This is a genomic window from Streptomyces sp. NPDC001732, from assembly GCF_053596315.1.
The window spans coordinates 459180-481588 of record NZ_JBSFFY010000002.1; the positions used below are offsets into that span (position 1 = coordinate 459180).

General features: G+C 71.9%; 20 protein-coding genes. 12 read left to right on the plus strand and 8 right to left on the minus strand.

Features of this window, described 5'->3' with window-relative positions:
* Positions 1 to 248 precede the first annotated feature (248 nt).
* The 5 genes from ACWCXX_RS04890 to ACWCXX_RS04910 form a co-directional block, all read right to left on the minus strand.
* Positions 249 to 1007 (minus strand): succinate dehydrogenase iron-sulfur subunit, encoded by a 759-nt coding sequence (locus tag ACWCXX_RS04890; RefSeq protein WP_451124288.1) that lies wholly within the window; start codon positions 1005 to 1007, stop codon positions 249 to 251.
* The gene (gene sdhA, locus ACWCXX_RS04895) at positions 1007 to 2761 is read right to left on the minus strand and encodes a succinate dehydrogenase flavoprotein subunit (protein WP_451124290.1); all 1755 of its coding nucleotides are present in this window, start codon (positions 2759 to 2761) and stop codon (positions 1007 to 1009) included. The genes ACWCXX_RS04890 and sdhA overlap by 1 nt, the downstream gene beginning before the upstream one ends.
* Before the next feature lie 29 nt (positions 2762 to 2790).
* Positions 2791 to 3267, minus strand: a complete 477-nt coding sequence (locus ACWCXX_RS04900; RefSeq protein ID WP_451124292.1) for a succinate dehydrogenase hydrophobic membrane anchor subunit — start codon at positions 3265 to 3267, stop codon at positions 2791 to 2793.
* 5 nt (positions 3268 to 3272) lie between these two features.
* A complete protein-coding gene (gene sdhC / locus ACWCXX_RS04905; RefSeq protein ID WP_148838815.1) occupies positions 3273 to 3653 on the minus strand; it encodes a succinate dehydrogenase, cytochrome b556 subunit in 381 nt (126 codons plus the stop codon).
* 206 nt (positions 3654 to 3859) lie between these two features.
* Positions 3860 to 4363 (minus strand): 2-oxo-4-hydroxy-4-carboxy-5-ureidoimidazoline decarboxylase, encoded by a 504-nt coding sequence (locus ACWCXX_RS04910; protein WP_451124388.1) that lies wholly within the window; start codon positions 4361 to 4363, stop codon positions 3860 to 3862.
* Between the two features lie 394 nt (positions 4364 to 4757).
* On the opposite strand from ACWCXX_RS04910, the gene ACWCXX_RS04915 reads away from it, so the two are divergent.
* On the plus strand, positions 4758 to 6365 hold the full coding sequence (locus ACWCXX_RS04915) for a beta-N-acetylhexosaminidase (RefSeq protein WP_451124294.1): 1608 nt from the start codon (positions 4758 to 4760) through the stop codon (positions 6363 to 6365).
* A 222-nt stretch (positions 6366 to 6587) separates the two neighbouring features.
* The gene (locus ACWCXX_RS04920) at positions 6588 to 7097 is read left to right on the plus strand and encodes a DUF4328 domain-containing protein (protein ID WP_451124296.1); all 510 of its coding nucleotides are present in this window, start codon (positions 6588 to 6590) and stop codon (positions 7095 to 7097) included.
* A gap of 331 nt (positions 7098 to 7428) precedes the next feature.
* Here the strand turns inward: ACWCXX_RS04920 and ACWCXX_RS04925 are convergent, their stop codons facing one another.
* Positions 7429 to 10125: an FG-GAP-like repeat-containing protein gene (locus ACWCXX_RS04925; RefSeq protein ID WP_451124298.1), complete on the minus strand. Its 2697-nt coding sequence runs from the start codon at positions 10123 to 10125 to the stop codon at positions 7429 to 7431.
* 393 nt (positions 10126 to 10518) lie between these two features.
* Between ACWCXX_RS04925 and ACWCXX_RS04930 the strand changes: the two genes are divergently transcribed.
* The 4 genes from ACWCXX_RS04930 to ACWCXX_RS04945 all read left to right on the plus strand — a co-directional run bounded on the left by ACWCXX_RS04930 (position 10519) and on the right by ACWCXX_RS04945 (position 14201).
* Positions 10519 to 11160, plus strand: coding sequence for an RNA polymerase sigma factor (locus ACWCXX_RS04930; RefSeq protein WP_451124390.1), 642 nt, complete (start codon positions 10519 to 10521; stop codon positions 11158 to 11160).
* Positions 11161 to 11210: 50 nt separating this feature from the next.
* Positions 11211 to 11981: a hypothetical protein gene (locus tag ACWCXX_RS04935; RefSeq protein ID WP_451124300.1), complete on the plus strand. Its 771-nt coding sequence runs from the start codon at positions 11211 to 11213 to the stop codon at positions 11979 to 11981.
* Positions 11982 to 12315: 334 nt separating this feature from the next.
* Positions 12316 to 13059: an RNA polymerase sigma factor gene (locus ACWCXX_RS04940; RefSeq protein WP_451124392.1), complete on the plus strand. Its 744-nt coding sequence runs from the start codon at positions 12316 to 12318 to the stop codon at positions 13057 to 13059.
* Positions 13059 to 14201, plus strand: a complete 1143-nt coding sequence (locus ACWCXX_RS04945) for a hypothetical protein (RefSeq protein WP_451124302.1) — start codon at positions 13059 to 13061, stop codon at positions 14199 to 14201. The genes ACWCXX_RS04940 and ACWCXX_RS04945 overlap by 1 nt, the downstream gene beginning before the upstream one ends.
* Before the next feature lie 435 nt (positions 14202 to 14636).
* Here ACWCXX_RS04945 and ACWCXX_RS04950 read toward each other — a convergent pair whose 3' ends face one another.
* Complete coding sequence (locus ACWCXX_RS04950) at positions 14637 to 15578, minus strand: L,D-transpeptidase family protein (protein WP_451124304.1); 942 nt, start codon at positions 15576 to 15578, stop codon at positions 14637 to 14639.
* Between the two features lie 229 nt (positions 15579 to 15807).
* On the opposite strand from ACWCXX_RS04950, the gene ACWCXX_RS04955 reads away from it, so the two are divergent.
* The 3 genes from ACWCXX_RS04955 to leuE all read left to right on the plus strand — a co-directional run bounded on the left by ACWCXX_RS04955 (position 15808) and on the right by leuE (position 18395).
* Positions 15808 to 17388, plus strand: coding sequence for an acyl-CoA mutase large subunit family protein (locus ACWCXX_RS04955; protein ID WP_451124306.1), 1581 nt, complete (start codon positions 15808 to 15810; stop codon positions 17386 to 17388).
* Positions 17389 to 17477: 89 nt separating this feature from the next.
* On the plus strand, positions 17478 to 17645 hold the full coding sequence (locus ACWCXX_RS04960) for a hypothetical protein (protein WP_451124308.1): 168 nt from the start codon (positions 17478 to 17480) through the stop codon (positions 17643 to 17645).
* A gap of 84 nt (positions 17646 to 17729) precedes the next feature.
* Positions 17730 to 18395: a leucine efflux protein LeuE gene (gene leuE / locus ACWCXX_RS04965; RefSeq protein ID WP_451124310.1), complete on the plus strand. Its 666-nt coding sequence runs from the start codon at positions 17730 to 17732 to the stop codon at positions 18393 to 18395.
* A 78-nt stretch (positions 18396 to 18473) separates the two neighbouring features.
* Here leuE and ACWCXX_RS04970 read toward each other — a convergent pair whose 3' ends face one another.
* The gene (locus ACWCXX_RS04970) at positions 18474 to 18866 is read right to left on the minus strand and encodes an aromatic-ring hydroxylase C-terminal domain-containing protein (protein WP_451124312.1); all 393 of its coding nucleotides are present in this window, start codon (positions 18864 to 18866) and stop codon (positions 18474 to 18476) included.
* Positions 18867 to 18968: 102 nt separating this feature from the next.
* Between ACWCXX_RS04970 and ACWCXX_RS04975 the strand changes: the two genes are divergently transcribed.
* The 3 genes from ACWCXX_RS04975 to ACWCXX_RS04985 are packed head-to-tail and all read left to right on the plus strand — an operon-like array spanning position 18969 to position 22405.
* Entirely contained in the window at positions 18969 to 19934 is a 966-nt protein-coding gene (locus ACWCXX_RS04975; RefSeq protein ID WP_451124314.1) for a glycosyltransferase family 2 protein, read from the plus strand.
* 3 nt (positions 19935 to 19937) lie between these two features.
* A complete protein-coding gene (locus tag ACWCXX_RS04980; RefSeq protein WP_451124316.1) occupies positions 19938 to 21281 on the plus strand; it encodes a polysialyltransferase family glycosyltransferase in 1344 nt (447 codons plus the stop codon).
* Positions 21278 to 22405, plus strand: coding sequence for an acyltransferase (locus ACWCXX_RS04985; RefSeq protein WP_451124318.1), 1128 nt, complete (start codon positions 21278 to 21280; stop codon positions 22403 to 22405). Before ACWCXX_RS04980 ends, ACWCXX_RS04985 begins: the two co-directional genes overlap by 4 nt.
* The last annotated feature ends 4 nt before the right edge of the window (positions 22406 to 22409 follow it).

Genomic DNA, 22409 nt, shown 5'->3' on the forward strand with positions numbered 1-22409 from the left:
GGGCCGCGCAGCAAGGAGGCCCGGCCTTCCGCGGAGTTCCTGCGGAAGGCCGGGCCCTTCAGAGCGTCCGGCAGTAGGCCCCGCGGCGTCGCGGGGCTGGGGCACGCACCTCGCGGCGTTGTCGTCAATCGCCATGGCTCCGCCATGCCTCAATCCTCCGCCTTGCGATGCACGCACCCCAGCCCCGCTCCTTCACCCGCGCTACCTACTGCCGGACGCTCTGAGCTGCGGCCGGGCGTCGGCGGGGCTCAGAAGCGGCGCGTGATCAGCGCCCGCTTGACCTCCTGGATCGCCTTGGTGACCTCGATGCCACGCGGGCAGGCGTCCGTGCAGTTGAACGTGGTGCGGCAACGCCACACCCCGTCACGGTCGTTGAGGATCTCCAGGCGCTGCTCGCCGCCCTCGTCGCGCGAGTCGAAGATGAAGCGGTGCGCGTTGACGATCGCCGCCGGGCCGAAGTACTGGCCGTCGTTCCAGAACACCGGGCACGAGGACGTGCACGCGGCGCACAGGATGCACTTGGTGGTGTCGTCGAAGCGCTCGCGGTCCTCGGCGGACTGCAGGCGCTCGCGGGTCGGCTCGTTCCCCTTGGTGATGAGGAAGGGCATGACGTCGCGGTACGCCTGGAAGAACGGCTCCATGTCGACCACGAGGTCCTTGAGGACCGTGAGGCCCTTGATGGCCTCGATCATGATCGGCTTTTCCGGGTTGATGTCCTTGATCAGCGTCTTGCAGGCGAGCCTGTTCTTGCCGTTGATCCGCATCGCGTCGGAGCCGCAGATGCCGTGCGCGCAGGAGCGACGGAACGTCAGGGTGCCGTCGAGGTCCCACTTGATCTTGTGGAGCGCGTCGAGCACACGCTCCTTCGGGTCGATCGAGATCTGGAAGTCCTGCCACTGGACCTCGTCGGAGACCTCGGGGTTGAAGCGGCGGATCCGGAAGGTCGCCGTGATGTACGGCGAGGCGGCGGACTGCGCCTCGACCTTGTCCAGAGTCGGGGTTGCCATCAGTACTTACGCTCCATCGGCTGGTAGCGGGTCTGGACGACCGGCTTGTAGTCGAGCCGGATCGACTCGGTGCCGTCGGCCGCGACCTCGCGGTACGCCATGGTGTGGCGCATGAAGTTGACGTCGTCGCGGTTCGGGTAGTCCTCGCGGTAGTGACCGCCGCGGGACTCCTTGCGGGCCAGCGCGGAGGTCGCCATGACCTCGGCCAGGTCGAGCAGGTTGCCCAGCTCGATGGCCTCCAGGAGGTCCGTGTTGAACCGCTTGCCCTTGTCCTGGACGGCCACGTCGAGGTAGCGCTTGCGCAGCTCGGCGATCTTGTCGACGGCCGTCTTGATGGTCTGCTCGGTGCGGAACACCATCACGTTGGCGTCCATGCACTCCTGCAGCTCCTGGCGGAGCGCCGCGACGCGCTCGGTGCCCGTCGAGTTGCGCAGTCGCTCGACCTGCTCCTCGACCAGCTGCGCCGGGTTCTCGGGAAGCTCGACGAAGTCGTTCTTCGCGGAGTACTCGGCGGCGGCGATGCCCGCGCGGCGTCCGAAGACGTTGATGTCGAGCAGCGAGTTGGTGCCCAGGCGGTTGGCGCCGTGCACGGACACGCACGCGACCTCGCCGGCGGCGTACAGGCCCGGGACGACGGTGGTGTTGTCGGCCAGCACCTCGCCCTCGACGTTGGTCGGGATGCCGCCCATGGCGTAGTGCGCGGTCGGCTGGATCGGGATCGGGTCCGTGTAGGGCTCGATGCCGAGGTACGTGCGCGCGAACTCGGTGATGTCCGGGAGCTTGGCGTCCAGCTGCTCCGGCGGCAGGTGCGTGAGGTCGAGGTAGACGTGGTCGCCCTCGGGACCGCAGCCGCGGCCCTCACGGATCTCCGTGTAGATGGAGCGGGACACGACGTCACGGGACGCGAGGTCCTTCATGACCGGCGCGTACTTCTCCATGAAGCGCTCGCCGTCCTTGTTGCGGAGGATGCCGCCCTCACCACGGGCGCCCTCCGTCAGCAGGATGCCCATGCGCCAGATGCCCGTCGGGTGGAACTGGAAGAACTCCATGTCCTCCAGCGGCAGCCCGCGGCGCCAGGCGGCGGCCTGGCCGTCACCGGTCAGGGTGTGCGCGTTCGACGTCACCTTGAAGAACTTGCCGGTGCCGCCGGAGGCGAAGATGACCGACTTCGCCTGGAAGACGTGGATCTCGCCGGTCGCCAGCTCGTACGCGACGACGCCCGCGGACTTCTTGACCCCGTCAACGTCCTGGAGCAGCAGGTCGAGGACGTAGAACTCGTTGAAGAACTCCACACCCTCCTTGACGCAGTTCTGGTACAGCGTCTGGAGGATCATGTGGCCGGTGCGGTCCGAGGCGTAGCAGGACCGGCGGACGGGGGCCTCGCCGTGGTTGCGGCTGTGCCCGCCGAAGCGACGCTGGTCGATACGGCCCTCGGGCGTGCGGTTGAACGGCAGGCCCATCTTCTCCAGGTCGAGGACGGAGTCGATGGCCTCCTTCGCCAGGATCTCGGCGGCGTCCTGGTCGACCAGGTAGTCGCCACCCTTGATCGTGTCGAAGGTGTGCCACTCCCAGTTGTCCTCCTCCACGTTGGCCAGCGCGGCGGCCATGCCGCCCTGCGCGGCGCCCGTGTGGGAGCGGGTGGGGTAGAGCTTGGTGAGCACGGCGGTCCGGCTGCGCTTCGTGGACTCGATGGCCGCGCGCATACCGGCGCCGCCGGCGCCGACGATGACGGTGTCGTACTTGTGGATCTGCATGATTTCCTCTGGTCCCTCTGGCCCGGCGCCTAGCGGATGTTCGGGTCGAAGGTGAAGATCACCAGCGTGCCCAGCAGGACGGTGAACACCGTGGCGGTGTACAGGAGCATCTTCAGCCAGAAGCGGGTGTTGTCCCGTTCGGCGTAGTCGTTGATGACCGTACGGAGGCCGTTGGCGCCGTGGAGCATGGCCAGCCACAGCATCGCCAGGTCCCAGACCTGCCAGAACGGCGAGGCCCAGCGGCCCGCGACGAAGGCGAAGCCGATCTTGGAGACGCCGCCGTCCAGCACCAGCTGGATCAGCAGGTGGCCCAGGACCAGGACGACCAGGACGATGCCCGACAGGCGCATGAAGAGCCAGGCGTACATCTCGAAATTGGTGCGCGAACCCCTGGGGGTCTTGCCGGTGCGCTTGCGCGGCGGCTCGATGACCGGGGCCGGGTTGTCGACGTCGTACAGGCTGACGCCCTCGACGGAGCCGATCGCGGCGGAGGACTCGGTGGACATTGGCCTCAGCTCCCGAAGAGTTCGCGTACGGCGTGGCCGAGGACGGGGTACAGGGCCCCGACCATCAGCACGACCCAGATGCCCACGACGGACCAGAGCATCTGCTTCTGGTACCGCGGACCCTTGGCCCAGAAGTCCACGGCGATGATGCGCAGACCGTTGAGCGCGTGGAAGAGAATGGCGGCCACCAGGCCGTATTCGAGGAGCGCGACGATCGGCGTCTTGTACGTGGCCACGACGTCGTCGTACGCCTCGGGGGAGACACGGACGAGAGCGGTGTCCAGGACGTGTACGAACAGGAAGAAGAAAATGAGGACACCGGTGACTCGATGAGCCACCCAGGACCACATGCCTTCCCGGCCGCGGTACAGCGTTCCAGCCGGCACGGAAGAACCCTCCGGGAGCGGGGATTGGGGTCGGCCGGCTTGACTGTCGGTCTGACCCGGCCGGGTACGGTCCACCGGCCCCGGCCATCGTAGCGACGGATTGTCGGTTCGTTCGCGCCGGGGTCCACGGTGTGATCAAAGTGGCAACCAAACGGGCACGGACGGCCTAGAACCTCCTGCTGACCTCTCCGGCCGAGCCCATTCCGTTATGAAGCCGATACCAGGTCGATGATGCGACCTCGGGCGAGCCGCCGCATCTCGTCGGCCGTGACCACCCGTTCGTGGTCGGGTTCGTGACCCAGCCTGGCCCGGATCGCGGCGAGCACCTGGTCCGGCTGCTCGGCCGGTTCCATGCCGTCCAGGCAGATCACGAAGACATGGCCGAAGCGGCTCTCGTACGCGGCGTGCGCGGCCCGCAGCGCGAGATGGGCGGAGGGCGGGGCGGCGTGGTGCAGGCCGGGGGAGGTCTCGGCGGCGAGCGCCTCGGAGAGGTCCGCGGGCGCCAGGTCGTACCCCGCCTCGTCGGCCGCGGCCAGCAGGGCGCCGACATCGGGGTAGGGGCGGTGCAGGGTCAGCCGGTGCGCCCAGCGGCGGCTGCCGCAGCACTCCAGCAGGGCCGCCTCGGCATCGGCGGGCGGCACGGCGTTGAAGCGGTCGAGACCCGGAGGGCGGGCCGGACCCCGGGCGGGCACGGCCCCCTGGACGGGCAGGGCCGTCCGGGTGGCCGGTTGCCACAACCGCTCCGGGAGACCGGCGTGGGACTCGCTGGACCTGGACAGCGTGGGCTCCTCGGGTCAACGGCATCTGTGACCCTGGGTGGGAAGGGGCGAATGAGGCCGGGCAGATGCAGGGTGAAGGGAGAGACGAATGTGCCTCAAAGCTACCGAGGCGGGGCAACAGACGTCCGACGAATGCGCGAATTTCACCCGGACGGGAGAGTTTCGGGACGGGTGAGACCCCGCGATCCGGTCTGATGGACCGTGTCCCGAGGACGCCGCCCGGCACCGGACCCCGTCGTCGGCCCGCCCGTCCCGACCCGCGCCCCGACGCATGTGCCCGACCCATGTCCCGCGAATTTTCCGCGAACAACGGAGGTTTTCCACCATGTCGCCCTCACGCGGCGCCCTCGCGGCCGGCGCGGTCCTCACCGCGGCGGCCGCCGCGACGATCGCCGTCGTCGTCTGGCCGGAGGGCTCCGACAGCGGGCTCGCGGGGCAGACGTCGGCGCCCCGCGCCCCCTCGCCCTCCGCCGCCGCCCCCTCGCCGACCCGGAGCTACCCGCTCTCCACGGCCCCCCGCACCATCCCCGCCGTACGGGAGCACGTCGCGGCCCGCGGCCCCGGCTGGCGCCCCGGGCCGGAGGGCGGGGTCGTCGTCGCCGACGGCAGCGGGGCGCTCGCGGACGAGGGGCGGCTGCTGGCGGAGGAGCTGAAGATCCGTTACCGGGGCGACGTCCCCGCCCGCGCGGGCGACGTGGAGCTGGCGCTCGCCCCGGGCAGGGGCACCCCCGAGTCGTACACCCTCGCCGTCCGCGACGGACGGGTGCGGATCAGCGGGCCCGACCAGGCCGGTGTCTTCTACGGGACCCGCACGCTGAAGCAGTCGGTGCGTGCCGACGGGGCGATGCCGGAGGGCGAGGTGCGCGACCGCCCCGACCGGCCGCAGCGCGGCCTCAACCTCGACATCGCGCGCAAGCACTACACCGCCGCCTGGATCGAGGACCGGCTGCGCGAGATGGCCGACCTCAAGCTCAACCAGTTCGGCCTGCACTTCTCCGACGACCAGGCCTTCCGCATCGAGTCCGACACCCACCCCGAGGTGGTGTCGCCGCAGCACCTCACCAAGGCGGAGGTGCGACGGATCCTCGGCCTCGCGGACCGGCTGCACATTCAGGTCGTCCCCGAGATCGACTCACCCGGCCACCTCGGCGCGGTGCTGCGGGCCCACCCCGGCCTCCAGCTGCGCAGCGTCTCGGGCAGGCTCTCGCCCGGCTCGCTCGACATTTCCGACCCGGGGGCGGCGAAGCTCGTCGACGAACTCCTCGGCGAGTTCACCGAACTGTTCGGCGGCCGGTACTGGCATCTCGGCGCCGACGAGTACCTCGCGCTGATGGCGCGGGACCCGGCCGCCTCGTACCCGCAGCTGCAGCGCGCCGCCCAGCGGAAGTACGGGGCGGGGGCAGGCATCAAGGACCTCGCCACCGGCTGGCTCAACGACCGCGCGGCCGTGGTGCGCTCGCACGGCAAGCAGCCCAAGGCGTGGAACGACGGCTTCTTCCGCGACGGGATCGTCCGCGCCGACAAGGGCATCGAGGTCGAGTACTGGACGGGCAGGGAGTACGGCGCCCGGCAGCCGGAGGAGTACCTGCGCGAGGGGCGGCGCGTGGTGAACCTCAACGACGAGTTCCTCTATTACGTGCTCGGCCAGCCCAACAACTTCGTCTACCCGACGGGCCGACGGATCTACGAGCAGTGGTCCCCGCTCGTCCTGCGCGGCACCAAGCCGGTGCCGGCGCGCTGGTCCGGCCAGATCCTCGGCGGCCGGTTCGCCGTCTGGGGCGACTTCCCGCAGGCGCAGACCCCGGCACAGGTGGCGCGCGGCATCCGGATGCCGCTGCGGGCGACCGCCCAGAAGCTGTGGGACCCGGCCAAGCCCGCGCTGACCTGGGACGGCTTCCGGGCACTGGCCGACCGGCTCGACGGGGCGGACTGAGCGGGGCCGGCCGGGGAAGCGACCTCCGCCCCGCACGCCCCGGCCTTCGTCGCTCCGCAGCAGTACCTGCGTTCACCGGACGGGCTCGCGAAGGCCGTCGTCGTCCTGCTGCCGCTGGTCGCGGCGACGGACCTGCTCGCCGTCGCGGCGGGGCTGCACCTCCGCAGCCTGATCGCGGGCGGGCTGGAGGACGGCTTCGAGACGTACGACGAGTCGGCGGCCATGGCGGACAACCTGTACGGGTCCGCCGGAGTGCTGCAGGGCGTCATGATCCTGGCCACCGGGATCGTCTTCATCATCCGGTTCCGGCGGGTGCGGCTGAACGCCGAGGCGTTCGACCCGAGCATGCAGACGATGGCGCCGGGCTGGGCGGTCGGCTCCTGGTTCGTCCCGGTGGCCAACCTGGTGCTGCCGCGCCGGATCGCGGGCGGCATCTGGACCGCGAGCGCCCAGACCAACACCGACGGCAGCTGGCGCACGGCCCCGGCCACCCTGATGAATCTGTGGTGGGGCGGGTGGGTCTGCACGCTGCTCTTCTCCTGGACCACGGCCCGGCAGGCCAGGAAGGCCGACGAGGTGCAGGAGATCATCGACGCGACGGACCTGACGATGGTGTCCGACGCGTTCGACATCGTGGCCGCGGTGCTCGCCGTCCTCTTCGTGCGCAGGCTCACCCGCATGCAGGGGGAGCGGGCGGCCCTCGGCATGTACCCGCTCGGCACCCGCCCGTGACGCGTCGGGCCCGTCGGGGACGGGCCCGCCAGGCGGTGTGATTCGGCCTCCTGCGGTGACGGTCTTGAGCCGTCCGGCGCTGAACGCGGTGAGCAGGAAGCGCCGCGTCCGGGTGTGCACGCGCCCGGACGGGCCGACAGGGGACGCCGATGAGCCTGCTGGAACTGATCGCCGCCGCCGATGCGCGGAGCCTCGCCGTGAGCGCGGTCGCCTGCCGGAGAAGGGGTGTCCTCGACTCGGGGGGCGCCCGTACGGAAGGAGCCCCTCGGGTCAGGTCCGAGGGGCTCCGGTCCGTGCGCCCCGCTCGTGGGCGGGACTTTCGAAACACGCCCTACGGGGCCAGGGTCAGCCCGATCCGGATTCCGGTGGGTGAACCGAGTGCCGTCGTGCCGTAGTAGAGGGCGGTGTCCGCCCTGATGCCCGAGGTGCTGGTGTTGTCGATCTGCAGGACCGTGCCGTTGCCGGCGTCCTCGCCGTCCGCGCCGCTCGCGATGTCCGCCCGGCCGTAGCCGGAGAGGTCGGTCAGGGAGACGGACGAGCCGAGCCGGTCGCCCGCCTCGGTGGAGCCGGGGACGCCCGTGGTGTCCTGGCTGTATCCGACGGCCCCGGTGCCGGTGGGCCCGGTGGCGGAGCCGCGGATCAGGAAGATCTGGCCGGCGTCGCTCCGGTTCACGCCGGCGCGGGTGAGGTCCTCGCCCGGTGCGCCGGTGAGGATGTCGCCGTACCCGTCGAGGTTGACGTCGCCCACGGAGACGGACGCCCCCATGTCGTCGCCGGTCTCGCCGCTGCCCGGCACGCCGGTGGTGTCCTGGTGGATCGTTTTGCGGCCGGTGGAGGTCAGGCCGGAGGCCGAGCCGAACACGGCCGTGACCGCGCCGCCCTTGGCGGTGTGCCCGGACTCGGCGGCGGACGGCTGACCGACCGCCAGGTCGGTGGCGCCGTCGCCGTTGATGTCACCGGCGGCCAGCGAGCGTCCGCCGCGGGCGTCGAGGATGCCGACCCGCTGGAGCCCGGTGGCGGACCCCTTCAGCCACAGCAGGCGTCCGATGCCGCCCGGGTCCCGGTAGCCGACGGCCGCGTCCGCGTAGCCGTCCTTGTTGAAGTCGCCGGTGACCGCGGACGCGTAGCCCACGGCGGCGGTGTACGCGGAGGTGTTCAGGTAGCCGGACCGGGCCGCGCCGGTCCTGCCGTCCCAGGCCCACCAGCGGCCGGGCTTGCCGGGCGCGACGGAGAAGACGTCGGCCCTGCCGTCGGCGTTGAAGTCGCCGGAGGCCACGGTCGTGCCGAGCTTCTCGCCGCCGATCCGGCCCGAAGAGGTGACCGAGTGGCTCCGGCCGGTGGTGAGGCCGGGGCCGTACATCACGACGACCGTGCCGTTGTCGGCCTGGGTGATGTCCTCGCCGGGGGCGCCGACGACCAGGTCGGCGTACCCGTCGCCGTTCACGTCCCCCCAGGTGCTGGACGAGCCGAACAGGTCGCCCGCCTCGGAGGCGCCGGGCACCCCGGGGCTGTTCTGGTTCAGCATCCGCTTCCCCGTCGTGCCCGGTCCGTTCCTGGTGCCGGGCAGCACGACGACGCTTCCGTCGCTCTTCGCCGCCTTCGGGAGGCCGACGACCAGGTCGGTGACGCCGTCCCGGTTGAAGTCGGCGGTCGGGATCGCGGCGTTGCGGGTGCCGTTGGTGGCGTACGTACGGATCGCGCCGAGCTTGCTGTACAGGTTCGCGCCGGGGCACTTCGTGGCGAAGCCGTCGCGGTGCCCGGCGACGGTGTTGAACGTGACGTCACCGGCGGGCCGGGTGTTGCCCTCGGCGTCGGTGACGAGCCGGGTCAGCGTCACCTTGGCGGTGGGGCTGACGCCGTACTGTCCGAGCTTCCAGGCGGCGATCCGGGCGGCGGACTGCAGGGCGGCCGGGGTCGGCCTGCCGGTCTCGAAGTCGCCGAGCAGCGAGATGCCGGTCGAGTAGGAGTTGAAGCCGTAGGTGTGGGCGCCCTTGACCGGGAGGTCGACGCCGCCGGCCCGGCCCTCGAAGATCTGGCCGCACTTGTCGACCAGGAAGTTGTAGCCGAGGTCGTTCCAGCCCTCGGTCTTCACGTGGTAGGTCAGGATCGCGCGGACCATGGCGGCGGAGTCCGCGCAGCTGTAGCTGTTCGCGTCGGCCGTGTGGTGGATGTAGACCGCCTGCACCTTGTCGATGTACTCCGGCGGGTCCTCGACCAGCGACTCGTCGGCGCCCCACTGGGCGCGGCCGATGATCGGCGGCCGGTTGACGGTCGACGGCGGTGCGGTGGGCACGGTCGTCGACGGCTCCGGCGTGGGCGAGGCGGTGGCGGTCTCCGACGCACCGGCCGTGGCGGTGGCGGTGGCGGGGTCCGTCGGGGCTGCGGACTCCGTGGCCGGCGCGGTGTCGGTCGGGGCGGCGGACTCCGTGGCCGGGTCGGTCGGGGCGTCGGTCGTGCTCGCCGACGGGCTCGCGGTCTCCTCCGTGACGTACGCGGCGTTGTCCAGGGAGCCGGGGGCAAGCGTGGCCGCCGCGGGGTTGCGGGACTCGGCCCTGCTGACGCCGGGGTCCACCAGGTGGAGCCTGAGCCCCTTGGGCAGTGCCTTGGCCGAATCCACCTTCACCTGCACGGCGTTCGAGGCGCCGACCCACAACGGCTCGGTCGCCCGGTGGGCGGCGGCCCGCTCGGCGCCGTCCGGCCCGTCGGCGGACATCTCCAGCTCCCGCCAGGGCGACCACTTCCCGGTCCCGGCGTCCCGGGTCCGCACCCGCGCGGCGCCGTTCACGTCCGCCGCCCCGTCCCAGCCGATGCCCACCAGCGAGAACGGCTCGGTGCCCGTCGTCGGCAGCTTCCGTTCGGTGGCCGTGCCGCCGTCCAGCGCGAGCGAGCGCAGCTTCGCCGGACGCTGCTTCGGCCCCGACGGACCGGCCGGCCCGTCGGACGGGTTGGCGATGGCGACCGTCACCACTCCCGCCCCGCCGAGCACCACGGCACCGAGGGTCAGCCAGGTGCGGCGCTTCAGGCTCATCGGTCTGTACGCATGCGAACTGCGCGAGCTCAAATGCCCCACCCCTCAAGAGAGTTCACTTACTCAGAAGTTCACGGGCCCCACCTGTCGCGCAGGCGGCCCGGGGTACCCAGCGCATCCGGGAACTCAAACGTCACACCGATTCCCGGGAGAGTGACATACCTCACTTCTGTCGAGGGGGTTGCTCCCGGACGCGGGTATCTGTGACGTTTCTGCAGGATCGGGCGCAGAAGGATGCAGAGAAAAGCAGAGAAAGAGGTACGCGGAGGAAGAGCGGCGCAGGCAAAGAGCGACGCGGACAAAGAGCGGCGCGGGCAAAGAGTGGTACCACTGCCTCGGCAGAGCACGGGCACGGTGTCCGGTGCCGGGCCGGGCCGTCGGGTAGGGGTGTTGTTGGGTACGGGTGAGGAACAGCGCCGCGGGCAAGTGGACGACGCCGCACTCGGCGACGCCGTCGAACGTGCCCAGCAGGGGGACGAGGAAGCCTTCGCCGCCGTGTACCGGATGGTGCAGCCCGGCCTCCTCGGCTACGTGCGCGGGCTGGTCGGCGACGACGCCGAGGACGTGACCTCCGAAGCCTGGCTGGAGATAGCCCGCGACCTGGGGCGCTTTCGCGGTGACGGCGCCGGGTTCCGCGGCTGGACGGCGGTGATCGCCCGGCACCGCGCGCTCGACCATCTGAGGAGGCTGAAGCGGCGGCCCCGCGTCACCCTGCTCGAACAGGACGTGCTCCAGCTGCCCGACGGCCACGACACGGCCGTCGCGGCGCTGGAGACGCTCTCCACCCGGGAGGCGCTGGAGACCATCGGCACGCTGCCCCGGGAACAGGCCGAGGCCGTACTGCTCCGGGTGGTCGTCGGCCTGGACGGTGCCGCGACGGCACGCGTGCTCGGCAAGCGCCCGGGGGCCGTCCGCACCTCCGCGTACCGGGGGCTCAGGAGGCTGGCCGAACAGTTGTCCCCCGGTGGCAGGGCGGGTGGCGGGCCCGGCGACGGGACGAAGAGGGCGCGCCGTGCGCGGGGTGATGGAGCATGAGGGACGAATCGCAGCGGCGGCCGGACGCGTCGGAGACAACCGGAGCGCCTGTGCCGGACACGGACGGTGAGCGGCGCGCCGTGGCCGCGTTCCTGGCCGCCCGGGACGGGGGAGCGCACGCGCCGGTGCCGTGGTGGCGGCGCCGCCGGCGCGACGACTGGCGTCCGGCGGTGCGTCGGCGCGGGGCGCGCCCGGTCCGGGGAGTGCTCGGCGGGTTCCTGGCTGCGGCGCTGCTCGGCGGGGTCGCGGTGGCCGCCGGTTCGGGGGCCCTTCCGGGACCCTTCGGCGGCGGGTCCGACGGACCCGGGACCGTACGCCCCACGTCCCCCGCCCCCGTGACCCCCGGCGCCCGCCGCACCGGCGATGCACCGCCCCCGACGGGCGGCGACGGCACGGCGGAGAGCACGGGGACGGGCAGGGGCACGGGATCCACGAAGGCACCGGACGACGCACGGTCCTCCAAAGGGGCCCGGAACATCACCGCCCTGTGCCGGGTGTACCTCGCCGACCGGGGCAACGGCAGGTCCCTGGACGCCACCGCCTTCGAGCGCCTGGAGACGGCCGCGGGCGGCGCGTCGGAGACGGCGGTGCGCGCCTACTGCGCCGGCCTCCTCGAACAGCAGGCACCGCAGGAGACGAACAGGGGCCGGAACGACCGGGACCAACAGGACGCGAGGGGGAGGACGGCCGAGCCCGGGGAGGGCCGGAGCGGCCCGAAGCCGTCGAGGACGAACGGTGCCGGGAACAGCGGCGGGAACGGTGCCGGGAACAGCGGTGGCGGCGGCACGGCCGGTGGAGAGAACGGTGCCGCGACCGGCTGAATCGACCGCGCCGCCCGGACGAGGAACGTCGCGGGAATTGCGGGAGCGGCGGCGAGGAACGTCGCGCGGGCCGCGGGAGTGACGAGGACGACCGGGGCCGCCACCCCCCACAGGAGAGGCCCCGGTCGTCTTCCGACGGGGTCGTAGGACGACCCCGTACTCCTCTCAGCGCCGTCGCTGCGTTTTCTGTCACACCGCATCGTGTCCGGGCAATGTTGCGGGTTGTACAAGTCATGGACGCGAGCCCCGCGAAGGACGTAGCGTGCTGTGTCGCGCAGGGTGGCGCGGCAGTTATGACCAGCTGCGATTCGCGACAGCAGGGCAGGTTGAGGGAGTGCTGGGGGACGACGCGGAGCTGACTGCCGCGGTGGTCGCGGCACAGGACGGGGACGAGGACGCCTTCCGTACTGTGTACCGCGCCGTACAGCCGCGGCTGCTGGGCTACATACGGACACTGGTGGGAGAGCCGGACGCCGAGGACGTGGCCTCCGAGTCCTGGCTGCAGATAGCGCGCGACCTCGACCGGTTCAGCGGCGACGCCGACCGGTTCCGCGGCTGGGCGGCGCGCATAGCCCGCAACCGCGCGCTGGACCACCTGCGGATGCGCGGCAGACGCCCCGCCGTCGGCGGCGACGAGTCGGAACTGTCCGAGCGGCCCGCCGAGTCCGACACCGCCGACGAGGCGATCGAGGCACTGGCCACCGGCCGTACGATGTCGCTCATCGCCCAGCTGCCGCAGGACCAGGCCGAGGCGGTGGTACTGCGGGTGGTCGTGGGCCTGGACGCGAAGAGCGCCGCGCAGACCCTGGGCAAGCGTCCGGGAGCGGTGCGCACAGCGGCGCACCGGGGCCTGAAACGCCTGGCCGAACTGCTGCGCACGGACGACACGGGCGGCGAGGGCGACGCCGCGGCCCGCGCTGCCGGGGAGAGCCCGGCCGATCCGCCCGCCACCCGCCGGGGTGCGGCGGGCCGCACGACGGAACTCGATGCCGTACCCACCCAACGCCCCGCCCGCAACGGTCTGGCGGCGCCGGCGGGTGTGACGCATTCGCGTCCCTGGACGCAGAAGGACATGTGATGGCCGACGAGCGGTACGAATGGCTTGACAAGGAAGCCGCGGAGAGATTGCTCCGCGGCGAACCGGTCGATCCCGTCGGTGGTCACCCGTGTACGGAGGCCGAGAAGCTGGTGGCCGCGCTGGACGCCGCCGCCCGGTCCGCCCGTCCGGCCACCGGCGAACTGCCCGGCGAGGCTGCGGCGCTGGCCGCCTTCCGCACGGCCACGCGCTCCGCACGCGACTCCGCGCGCGTCCGGAAGCGGGCGGGCGGCGCCGAGGGCGGCGCGCGGCAGACCGGGACCGAGGTCCTGCCCACGGTGCGCATCAGGGCCGCCTCCGGTGGTTCCGGGTCCCGCACGTCCGCCGCGTCGGGCAGCTCCGGCCGGATCCGCCGGCCGCGTTGGAGCCGCCCCGTCCGCTTCGGTCTGGTCGCCTCCTTCGCGGGCTGCGCGCTCGGCGGGGTGGCCGTGGCGGCGGGAACGGGGATGTTCCCCGGGCCGTTCGGCGATCACGCCCCCATGCCCGCGACCTCGGTCTCGGCCGCGGCGACCCCCGAGGAACTCGGTTCGGGGCCCACCGCGGGCGAGACGCCGCGCACCCCGTCGTCCGATCCGGACCGGGGTGCGTCCGAGTCCGCGCCGAACCGTTCCACCCCGTCCGGCCGGGCCGACGGCGACGGATCGAACCGGCGCGACGCGCGCAAGCCCGGCAGTTCCGTGAGCGGCTCGCCGCGCTCCTCCGACAAGAGCGGGCTGCCCGAGTACCCCGGCAAGGGCTCGTCCGGCGCGTGGTACGCCAAGGCGCTCAAGGCCTGCCGCGACTACCGCAACGGCAATCTGGACGACGACCGCAGGCGGAATCTCGAAACGCTGGCCAAGGGGGCCCGCAACCTGGACCGGTTCTGCGACCGCGTGATCGAGGGGTCGGACAAGGACCGGAGCGAGGCCCCGGGCAGCGACAACGGCGGCAGCGGCGACGGGGACCAGGACGACGACGGGCAGGACGACGGGGCGGGGGACGGGGGCGGTACGGTCGGCGGTGACACCCCGGCCGACGGCACCGTCGATCCTTCCCCCACGCCCTCCCCGGCCCTCCCGTCCCTCGACGACACGCCGTCGAGCGCGACCTCGACCCCGGACTCGGACCTGACCCCGGCTTCCTAGAAGCCGCCGCCGCTCCGATCTCCGTCGGCACCACCTGCGCGCCGTCTCCGCGCCGTCTCCGCGCCCGCCTCCGAACGCCGGCCGAACGACGCGTCTGTTGAACCGTGCGCCGGCCGAATCGCGTGTCGTTCGAGTCGCGCGCCGGCCGAATCGCGTGTCGTTCGAGTCGCGCGCCGACCGGGTCGCGGGGTGGCCGGAACAAGGCGGTCGACCCGGGTGCGACAGAGCTTCCGCGCGCCCCGCACCACCGGGTGTGACACTTTTCGGGGCTGTGACGCAGTACAGATTGAGCCGACTGGTCATCGGCAGCGCACAGAGCCGGGGTTCCCCCCGTACCTACGGCTCAGCGCACATGGCGCGGGCGGGACACGTTCCCCCGGTCCCGCCCGCGCCCCTTCTCTTCCGGCCACCTTCCCCGCCCGGTCCGCCCGTGGCCTATCCGTGGACGACGACCTTGTCCCCCGTCTTCACCTGGGCGAAGAGCGAGGCGATCTTCCCCTCGTCCCGGACGTTGACGCAGCCGTGCGAGGCGCCGTTGTAGCCGCGGGCCGCGAAGTCCGCCGAGTAGTGCACCGCCTGGCCGCCGCTGAAGAACATCGCGTACGGCATGGGCGTGTGGTAGATCGTCGACACGTGATGGCGCGATTTCCAGTAGACCGAAAAGGTGCCCTCGCGGGTGGGCGTGTACTGGGAGCCGAAGCGGACGTCCATCGACGAGAGCACGCGGCCGTCGATCATCCACGACAGCGTCCGGCTGTTCTTGCTGATGCACAGGACCCGGCCGGTCAGGCAGCGCTTGTCCGGCTTGGCGACCGGCCTGGTGGTCGGCGGGTTCAGCTCGGTGGCCGTCGGCCGGTGCGTCATGCCGAGCAGCCTCTGCCAGGTGAGGGTGTCCGTCCTGCCGGTGCGGGAGAGGCCGCGCTTGCCCTGGAAGGACTGGACGGCGGCGACCGTGACGGTGCCGTAGTAGCCGGTCGGACTGCGGTCGAAGTGGCCGATCTGCCGCAGCCGCGCCTGGAGTTCCCGCACCTGCTCGCCCTGGGAACCGCTCGACATCAGCGTCCTGCCCTGCGGGTCCGGCTCCGGTGCGGGCGACGTCGTGGCCGTCGGGGACGGTGACGACGGCGAGGACGGTGAAGCCGGAGCGGTGGGCGTGGGCGGCGGGGTGGGGCTGCCGTCGTCGCTCGCGGTGGCCTGCGGCGGTGACGGCTGGGCCGCCGACGCGCTGCCGGTGACCTTCGCCTCGCAGCCGGTCGCCGCGGTCATGGCGAGCACGGCGAGCGCCGCGGTCGCCCCCGCCCGGCCCCGCGGCCCGAGCCGCCGTGCCCCGTCCCGTATCCCTGTCCGTGACGTGCTTCCGGTGGTGCTGCGTCTCATCTCGGCCCCCTGGGTGTCCGGTAACTCATGAGACGGATTCCCGCTCCGCCCGGTTGCCAAAGCCCGCACATGACGGGTGGAGTGGTGCGGGGAACCACGGGCCGGGGCTGTGGGCAAGGTCCCGCACGCGCCCCTCCGAACGGTCCGGCGCCCACCGCTGCAGGCCGTCGCGGGAATCGTGGTTACCGGTAAGTGGCTTCAGTGAGCAGCTCCAGCGGAGGCACAGCAGATGACACGCGAGTCGGAGTCGGGATTGCCCGTCGAGCCGGTGTACGGGCCGGATGCGCTCGACGGGTGGGATCCCGGGGAGAAGCTGGGGGCGCCGGGGGGCTATCCGTTCACACGGGGGGTGTATCCCTCGATGTACACGGGGCGGCCGTGGACGATGCGGCAGTACGCGGGGTTCGGTACGGCGGTGGAGTCCAATGCCCGGTACCGGCAGCTGATCGCGAACGGGACGACGGGCCTGTCGGTGGCCTTCGACCTGCCCACCCAGATGGGTCATGACTCCGATGCGCCGATTGCCTCGGGGGAGGTGGGCAAGGTGGGGGTGGCGGTCGACTCGGTCGAGGACATGCGGGTCCTGTTCGACGGCATCCCGCTGGACAAGGTCTCCACCTCGATGACGATCAACGCCCCGGCGGCGGTGCTGCTGTTGATGTACCAGCTGGTGGGCGAGGAGCAGGGGGTGCCGCCGGAGCAGCTGACGGGGACGGTGCAGAACGATGTGCTCAAGGAGTACATCGCGCGCGGGACGTACATCTTCCCGCCGGGGCCCTCGCTGCGGCTGACCGCGGACATCTTCCGGTACTGCCGGAAGGAGCTGCCGAGGTGGAACACGATCTCGATCTCCGGGTACCACATGGCCGAGGCCGGGGCGAGTGCGGTGCAGGAGATCGCCTTCACCCTGGCCGACGGCATCCAGTACGTGCGCACCGCCCTGGAGGCGGGCATGGACGTGGACGACTTCGCGCCCCGGCTGTCGTTCTTCTTCGTCGCCCGCACCACGATCCTGGAGGAGGTCGCGAAGTTCCGTGCGGCCCGGCGGATCTGGGCGAGGGTGATGAAGGAGGAGTTCGGCGCGGAGAACCCCAAGTCGCTGATGCTGCGCTTCCACACCCAGACCGCCGGGGTCCAGCTCACCGCCCAGCAGCCCGAGGTCAACCTGGCCCGCGTCACCGTCCAGGCCCTGGCCGCCGTCCTGGGCGGCACCCAGTCCCTGCACACCAACTCCTTCGACGAGGCCATCGCCCTGCCCACCGACAAATCCGCCCGCCTGGCCCTGCGCACCCAGCAGGTCCTGGCGTACGAGACGGATGTGACGGCGACCGTGGACCCGTTCGCGGGCTCCTACGCCATGGAGCGGATGACCGACGACATCGAGGCCGCGGCCCTGGAACTGATGGGCCGGGTCGAGGAGAGGGGCGGCGCGGTCCGCGCGATCGAGCAGGGCTTCCAGAAGAGCGAGATCGAACGCTCCGCCTACCGCATCGCCCTGGACACCGACGAGGCCCGACGTGTCGTGGTCGGCGTCAACCGCTTCCGCCTCGACGAGGAGGAGCCCTACGAACCCCTGCGCGTCGACCCCGCCATCGAAACCGAACAGGCCACTCGTCTGGCCACCCTCCGCGCCCGCCGCGACCAGCACACCGTCGATGCCGCCCTGCACCGGCTGCGCGAGGCCGCCCGGGGCACCGACAACGTCCTCCACCCGATGAAGGACGCCCTCAAGGCACGCGCCACCATCGGCGAAGTCTGCAACGCCCTGCGCGAAGTCTGGGGAACGTACGAGCCGTCGGACGCATTCTGAGGTGACGGGTACCCGCGCGGGTGATCTCTCGCTGAATGTCCGCAGCCGTGGACAAGCTCGTGAACAGTGATCCCCGAAAGGAGGATGCCGTGGCCGTAATACAGCACGAGGAGCAGGTGCACGTGCAGGAACAGCCGGAGCTGACGCTCGGCGAGGCAGCCGACCAGCTCGCACGCTCGCTGCCTGGGCATCGCGTGGAGGTTCTCCAGGGGAGGCTCACTGTGACACCACGGGCGGACGTATCGGACGAGGACTGACCCGGGACCGCTCCGGCCCCGGCCCTTCTCGAACTCTGGAACCCTCTGGACAAGGAGTCGTACTCGCGTGCGACACTCCGCTTCATGCTGGGTGTCACCGATCTTCCGACCTATCTCGCCGGCCTGGTGCTGATCGTCCTTCTGCCGGGGCCGAATTCGCTGTACGTGCTGTCCGTCGCCGCCCGGCGCGGGGTGCGGACCGGGTATGCGGCGGCGGCCGGGGTGTGGACCGGGGACACCGTGCTGATGACGCTGTCCGCGCTCGGGGCCTCCTCGCTGTTGCGGACGAACCCGGTGCTGTTCACCATCGTCAAGTTCGCCGGTGCGGGTTATCTGACCTGGCTGGCCATCGGCATGCTGCGGGCCGCGGTCACCATGTGGCGCGAGCGGCACCGGCGGGCGGCCGAGCTGGCGGGGGAGGGCGCCGCGGCGGAGGCTCCGGCGATGATGGAGCGGCCGTACCGGCGGGCGCTGGTGGTCAGCATCTTCAACCCGAAGGCGATTTTGTTTCTGATTTCGTTCTTCGTGCAGTTCGTCGATCCCGGTTACGCCTATCCGGCGCTGTCCTTCCTGGTGCTGGGCACTCTGCTGCAGATCGCCAGCTTCCTGTACCTGTCGATGCTGATCTTCGGCGGCACCCGGCTGGCCGCCGCGTTCCGCCGCCGCAAGCGGCTGTCGGCGGGGGCCACGTCGGCGGCCGGGCTGCTGTTCCTCGGGTTCGCGACGAAGCTCTCGCTCAGCAGCGTGTGATGTTCCCGGGCAGCGGCTCGTGACGTGCTCGTTCAGGGGCGTGTGACGGTCCTGCTCGGTGGTGGGTGACGTTCCCGTTCAGGGGTGCGTGAGCGGGGCGGGTCCGAGCGGGGCCAGGTACTGCACCAGCCCCGAGGCGCCCGCGCCCGCCCAGCCGATGTAGCCAGCGGGGCGGACCAGGAACAGGCCCTTCCCGTACGCCTCGTGGGCGCCCGTGCGGTGTACGCGGACCAAGTCGCCGTCCGACACGGGGAGTTCGGTGTCCGTGTCGACCGCCAGCAGGGTGAAGTGCGGCCCTCGGAAGACGTCGAAGAGACGCCGGCCCCCGCTCGTCGGGCCGTCCGGGGCGCAGCCGCCGGTGCCGAGATCTTCGCCCGCTGCGACGAACGCTTCGAGGACGGACCGCAACTGATCGCCGCGGGCATTGAGGCACGGTACGGGGGGCGTCGGCGCCCGCGCGCACCGTGTCACGCGGGCGTCGTCCAGAGTTCACCGCCCGTCGCCCCGCGGGCCACTCCGTCCTCGGTGCGCCTGATTACGGTGGCGGCCACAAGATCGAAGGCGAGGGCCGGCGTGCCGAAACTGTCCGTTGTCGTACCGCTCCACAATGTCGCCCCGTATGCCGACACCACGCTGGGCAGCCTCGCCCGCAACGCGGCCGGGGACGTGGAGTTCCTGCTGGTGGACGACTGCTCCACGGACGAGACGCCGGCCGTCGTCGACCGCTGGGCCGCGAGACTCCCGCAGGCCCGGGTCATCCGCCACGGGACGAACGTGGGCATCGCCGCCGCCCGCAACAGCGGGATCGAGGCGGCGAGCGGGGAGTACCTCACCTTTCTCGACGGCGACGACTGGTACGCCCCCGGGCACTTGGATCAACTGCTGTGCGCGACCGAGGAGTTGGGCGTCGACTTCGTCCGCCACGACCACGTCCGGGCGACGGGCACCAGCCGGGCGGTCCACCGCGCCCCGGCCCGGGTCCGGGACCGGGCGACCGATCCGCGGGAGGGGATCGCGTACCCGGGGATGGAGACGATGGTCGACTACCCCTTCGTCTGGGCCGGCCTGTACCACCGGCGGCTCTTCGAGGACGGCGGGATGCTCTTCGACCCGGCGCTGCGCACCGCCGAGGACCGGCTGTGGACCTGGCGGCTGCACCTGCGGGCACGTTCCTGCGCGGTCCTGGGACTCCACGGGATCTTCTACCGGCGCGGCGTCACCACCTCGCTGACCCAGATCAAGGACGCCCGCCAGCTGGACTTCTTCCCCGCCTACGACACCCTGCTGGCGGAACTGGAGCAGGACCGGGACGCGGAACTCCTCCTGCCCAAGGCGGTCCGCACCTACTGCGCGCTGATCGCCTTCCACACGGAGAAGGCGGGGGAGTACGAGGCCGCCACGGCCCGTCGGCTGCGGCAGGAGTCGGCCGCCGCGCTGCACCGCATGCCCCCGCACGTGCTGGACCACATCCTGACGACGATGGACACCAAGCGCAGCACCGTGCTCCGACGCCTGCGTGACAAGCAGAAGGCCGCCTGATCCATGCCCACCCGCACCCAGATCTTCCAGGTCTCGACCCTGTACGGGGCCGCCACGCTCGCCGCCGCCCTCGACGCCGGCCAGTTCGGACCCCCGGCGGACACCCGCCGGATCCTGCTGGTGTGCAACAACGCCCCGGTGCCGGAGACCGCCGCGGGCCCGGACGCGCTGCTCGGCTACGACCGGATCGCCGCCCGCTTCGACTCCGTCATCAGCTGGAACGAGACGATCCGCCCGTACCACCCCGGCGCCTGGGGGCCGCGCGCCGATGACGTCGTGCTGTGGCAGCGCGCGCTCCGGCTCGCCTGGGGGCTGGGCGAGGAACCCGTCGAACTGGCCCTGGAATCCATCCAGGTCGACCCCGCCCGCGCCCTCGCGGCGATCTTCTCCGAGAGCGCCCTGCACATCTACGCGGACGGCCTCATGAGCTACGGCCCGACCCGCACCAGGCTGCCCCAGTCGATGGGCTGCCGGGTCCGGCGGGTGCTCCACCTCGACCTGGTGCCCGGCCTCCGGCCCATGCTCCTGTCCGAGTTCGACGTGGAGACCGAACTCGTACCGGAGGACGCCTTCCGCAAGGTCCTGGGCGAGATCGCCGCGGCGGCGGACGGCGACCGGCAACTCACCGAAGCGATCGCGCAGGCCCCCACCGCCGTGCTCCTGGGCCAGTACCTGGCCGCCCTCGACATCCTGACCGTCGAGGAGGAGGAGGCCCTGCACGTCCGCATGCTGCACGGGGCCGCCGGGGCCGGACACACCTCCGTCCTCTTCAAGCCCCATCCCACCGCCCCCGTCCGCTACTCCGACGCCCTGGAACGGGCCGCGGCCGAGGCCGGGATCCGGCTCGTCGCACTGGACACGCCCCTGCTGGCGGAGACCCTCTTCGAGAGGTGCGCGCCCACGCTCGTCGTCGGCTGCTTCTCGACCGCCATGCTCACCGCCGCGGTGTACTACGGCATCCCGGTCGCCCGCGTCGGCACCGGCCTGGTGCTGGACCGCATCGCCCCGTACGAGAACAGCAACCGCATCCCGCTGACGATCGTCGACCACTACGTGCCCGACCTGGAACGGCACGGCGGCGGGGGCGTGCCCGCCCTGCCCGGCACCGCACCGGCCACCCTGGGCCCCCTGGTCCGCACGGTCGGCTACTGCATGCAGTCCGAACTCCACCCGGAACTGCGGGGCGAGGCGGAGAGCTGGCTGCGGGAGCGGCTGGACGACAGCACCCGGCACTACTTCAAGCGCCGACGGCTCGGCAAGCTCTCCCTGCCCGGCGGCAGCACCCCGGGCGCCGCGGCCCGGCTGCGCAGCACGGTGCGGCGCACCCGCAGCACCCTGCGGGTGTGACGGCCTCCTCGCCGGTGCCGCCGGCCTCCTCGCCCGTACCGCCGACACCGCCGGCTCCTTCAGCCGTACCGCCGGGCGGGCAGCGGGCCCCGGACAGGCGTCCGCGCCGCGAGCACCGTCACGACATCGACCTGATCAGACTGCTCTGCTCGGTCGGGGTGATCCTCTGCCACACGGGCTCCGCGTTCGTGAACGCCGTCGGCCGCGAACCGTCGGGCGGCTCGGGCACCTACTGGGCGGGGCTGGTGGCGGACTCGGCCGGACGGTTCGCCGTACCGCTGTTCTTCGCCATCGCCGGGTGGGTCGTCCTCGTCGGCGCCCCGCCGAAGGACGGCGCGCAACTGCGACGGCGCATCGTCCGCATCGTGCTGCCGCTCGCCGTGTGGACCGCCCTCTACCTGGCATGGGGGCGGCTGCGCGGCACCGACGACGACCCGGTCGGCGACCTGGCGCTCGGTTCGCTCTTCGCCTCGGTGCGCCCCGCCTACCACCTCTGGTACCTGTACGCCTACATTCCCGTGATCATGCTCCTGGCCTTCGTGGTGATGGTGAGGTCGGGCAGACGGCCGTGGGGCCTGGGCGCGGCGCTCCTGGTCCTGGCGGCGGCGCCGTCGCTCTTCGGCGACCTCTCCGCGGTCACCGGCCTGGAACTGCCGCGCTTCGGCTGGGGCTTCGGCCCGTACCAGCTGATCTACGCGATGCTGGGCGCGTTCCTGCTCGCGCTGCCCGCCGGTGTCGTCGGGAAGAGGCGCCTGCTGTGGATACCGCCGTCGCTGGTGGCGCTGGCCGCGGTGGTCGGGTACCAGTACCGGGTCCACTACGCGATTCCGTACGCCAGTGTGCTGGTGGCCCTGTTCAGCGCGGGCGTACTGCTCTCCCTGCACCGGCTGCGGATTCCCGAGCGGCTGCGCCCCCGGCTGACCCGGCTGGCCGACGCGTCGTTCGGCGCCTACCTGGTCCATGTCCTGGTCCTCGGCGTGCTCACGGACCTGTTCGTCTCTCCCGGCCTGTCTCTGCCGGGGGCCGCCGCACTGGTGGCCGCGGTGACGGCGGCGACCACGCTGCTGTCGTTCGGCGCGGCGCTGCTGTGGGGGCGGCTCGGGATGAGCAGGGTGCTCGGCTGATCCC

Excerpts from the sequence above, each read along its gene's own strand:
- leuE (WP_451124310.1), top strand. The coding sequence starts at position 17,730 with ATGCTGGGTGTCACCGATCTTCCGACCTATCTCGCCGGCCTGGTGCTG.
- ACWCXX_RS04950 (WP_451124304.1), bottom strand. The coding sequence starts at position 15,578 with ATGAGACGCAGCACCACCGGAAGCACGTCACGGACAGGGATACGGGAC.
- ACWCXX_RS04955 (WP_451124306.1), top strand. The coding sequence starts at position 15,808 with ATGACACGCGAGTCGGAGTCGGGATTGCCCGTCGAGCCGGTGTACGGG.
- ACWCXX_RS04945 (WP_451124302.1), top strand. The coding sequence starts at position 13,059 with ATGGCCGACGAGCGGTACGAATGGCTTGACAAGGAAGCCGCGGAGAGA.
- ACWCXX_RS04920 (WP_451124296.1), top strand. The coding sequence starts at position 6,588 with ATGGCGGACAACCTGTACGGGTCCGCCGGAGTGCTGCAGGGCGTCATG.
- ACWCXX_RS04915 (WP_451124294.1), top strand. The coding sequence starts at position 4,758 with ATGTCGCCCTCACGCGGCGCCCTCGCGGCCGGCGCGGTCCTCACCGCG.
- ACWCXX_RS04980 (WP_451124316.1), top strand. The coding sequence starts at position 19,938 with ATGCCCACCCGCACCCAGATCTTCCAGGTCTCGACCCTGTACGGGGCC.
- ACWCXX_RS04890 (WP_451124288.1), bottom strand. The coding sequence starts at position 1,007 with ATGGCAACCCCGACTCTGGACAAGGTCGAGGCGCAGTCCGCCGCCTCG.
- sdhA (WP_451124290.1), bottom strand. The coding sequence starts at position 2,761 with ATGCAGATCCACAAGTACGACACCGTCATCGTCGGCGCCGGCGGCGCC.
- ACWCXX_RS04925 (WP_451124298.1), bottom strand. The coding sequence starts at position 10,125 with ATGAGCCTGAAGCGCCGCACCTGGCTGACCCTCGGTGCCGTGGTGCTC.
- ACWCXX_RS04900 (WP_451124292.1), bottom strand. The coding sequence starts at position 3,267 with ATGTCCACCGAGTCCTCCGCCGCGATCGGCTCCGTCGAGGGCGTCAGC.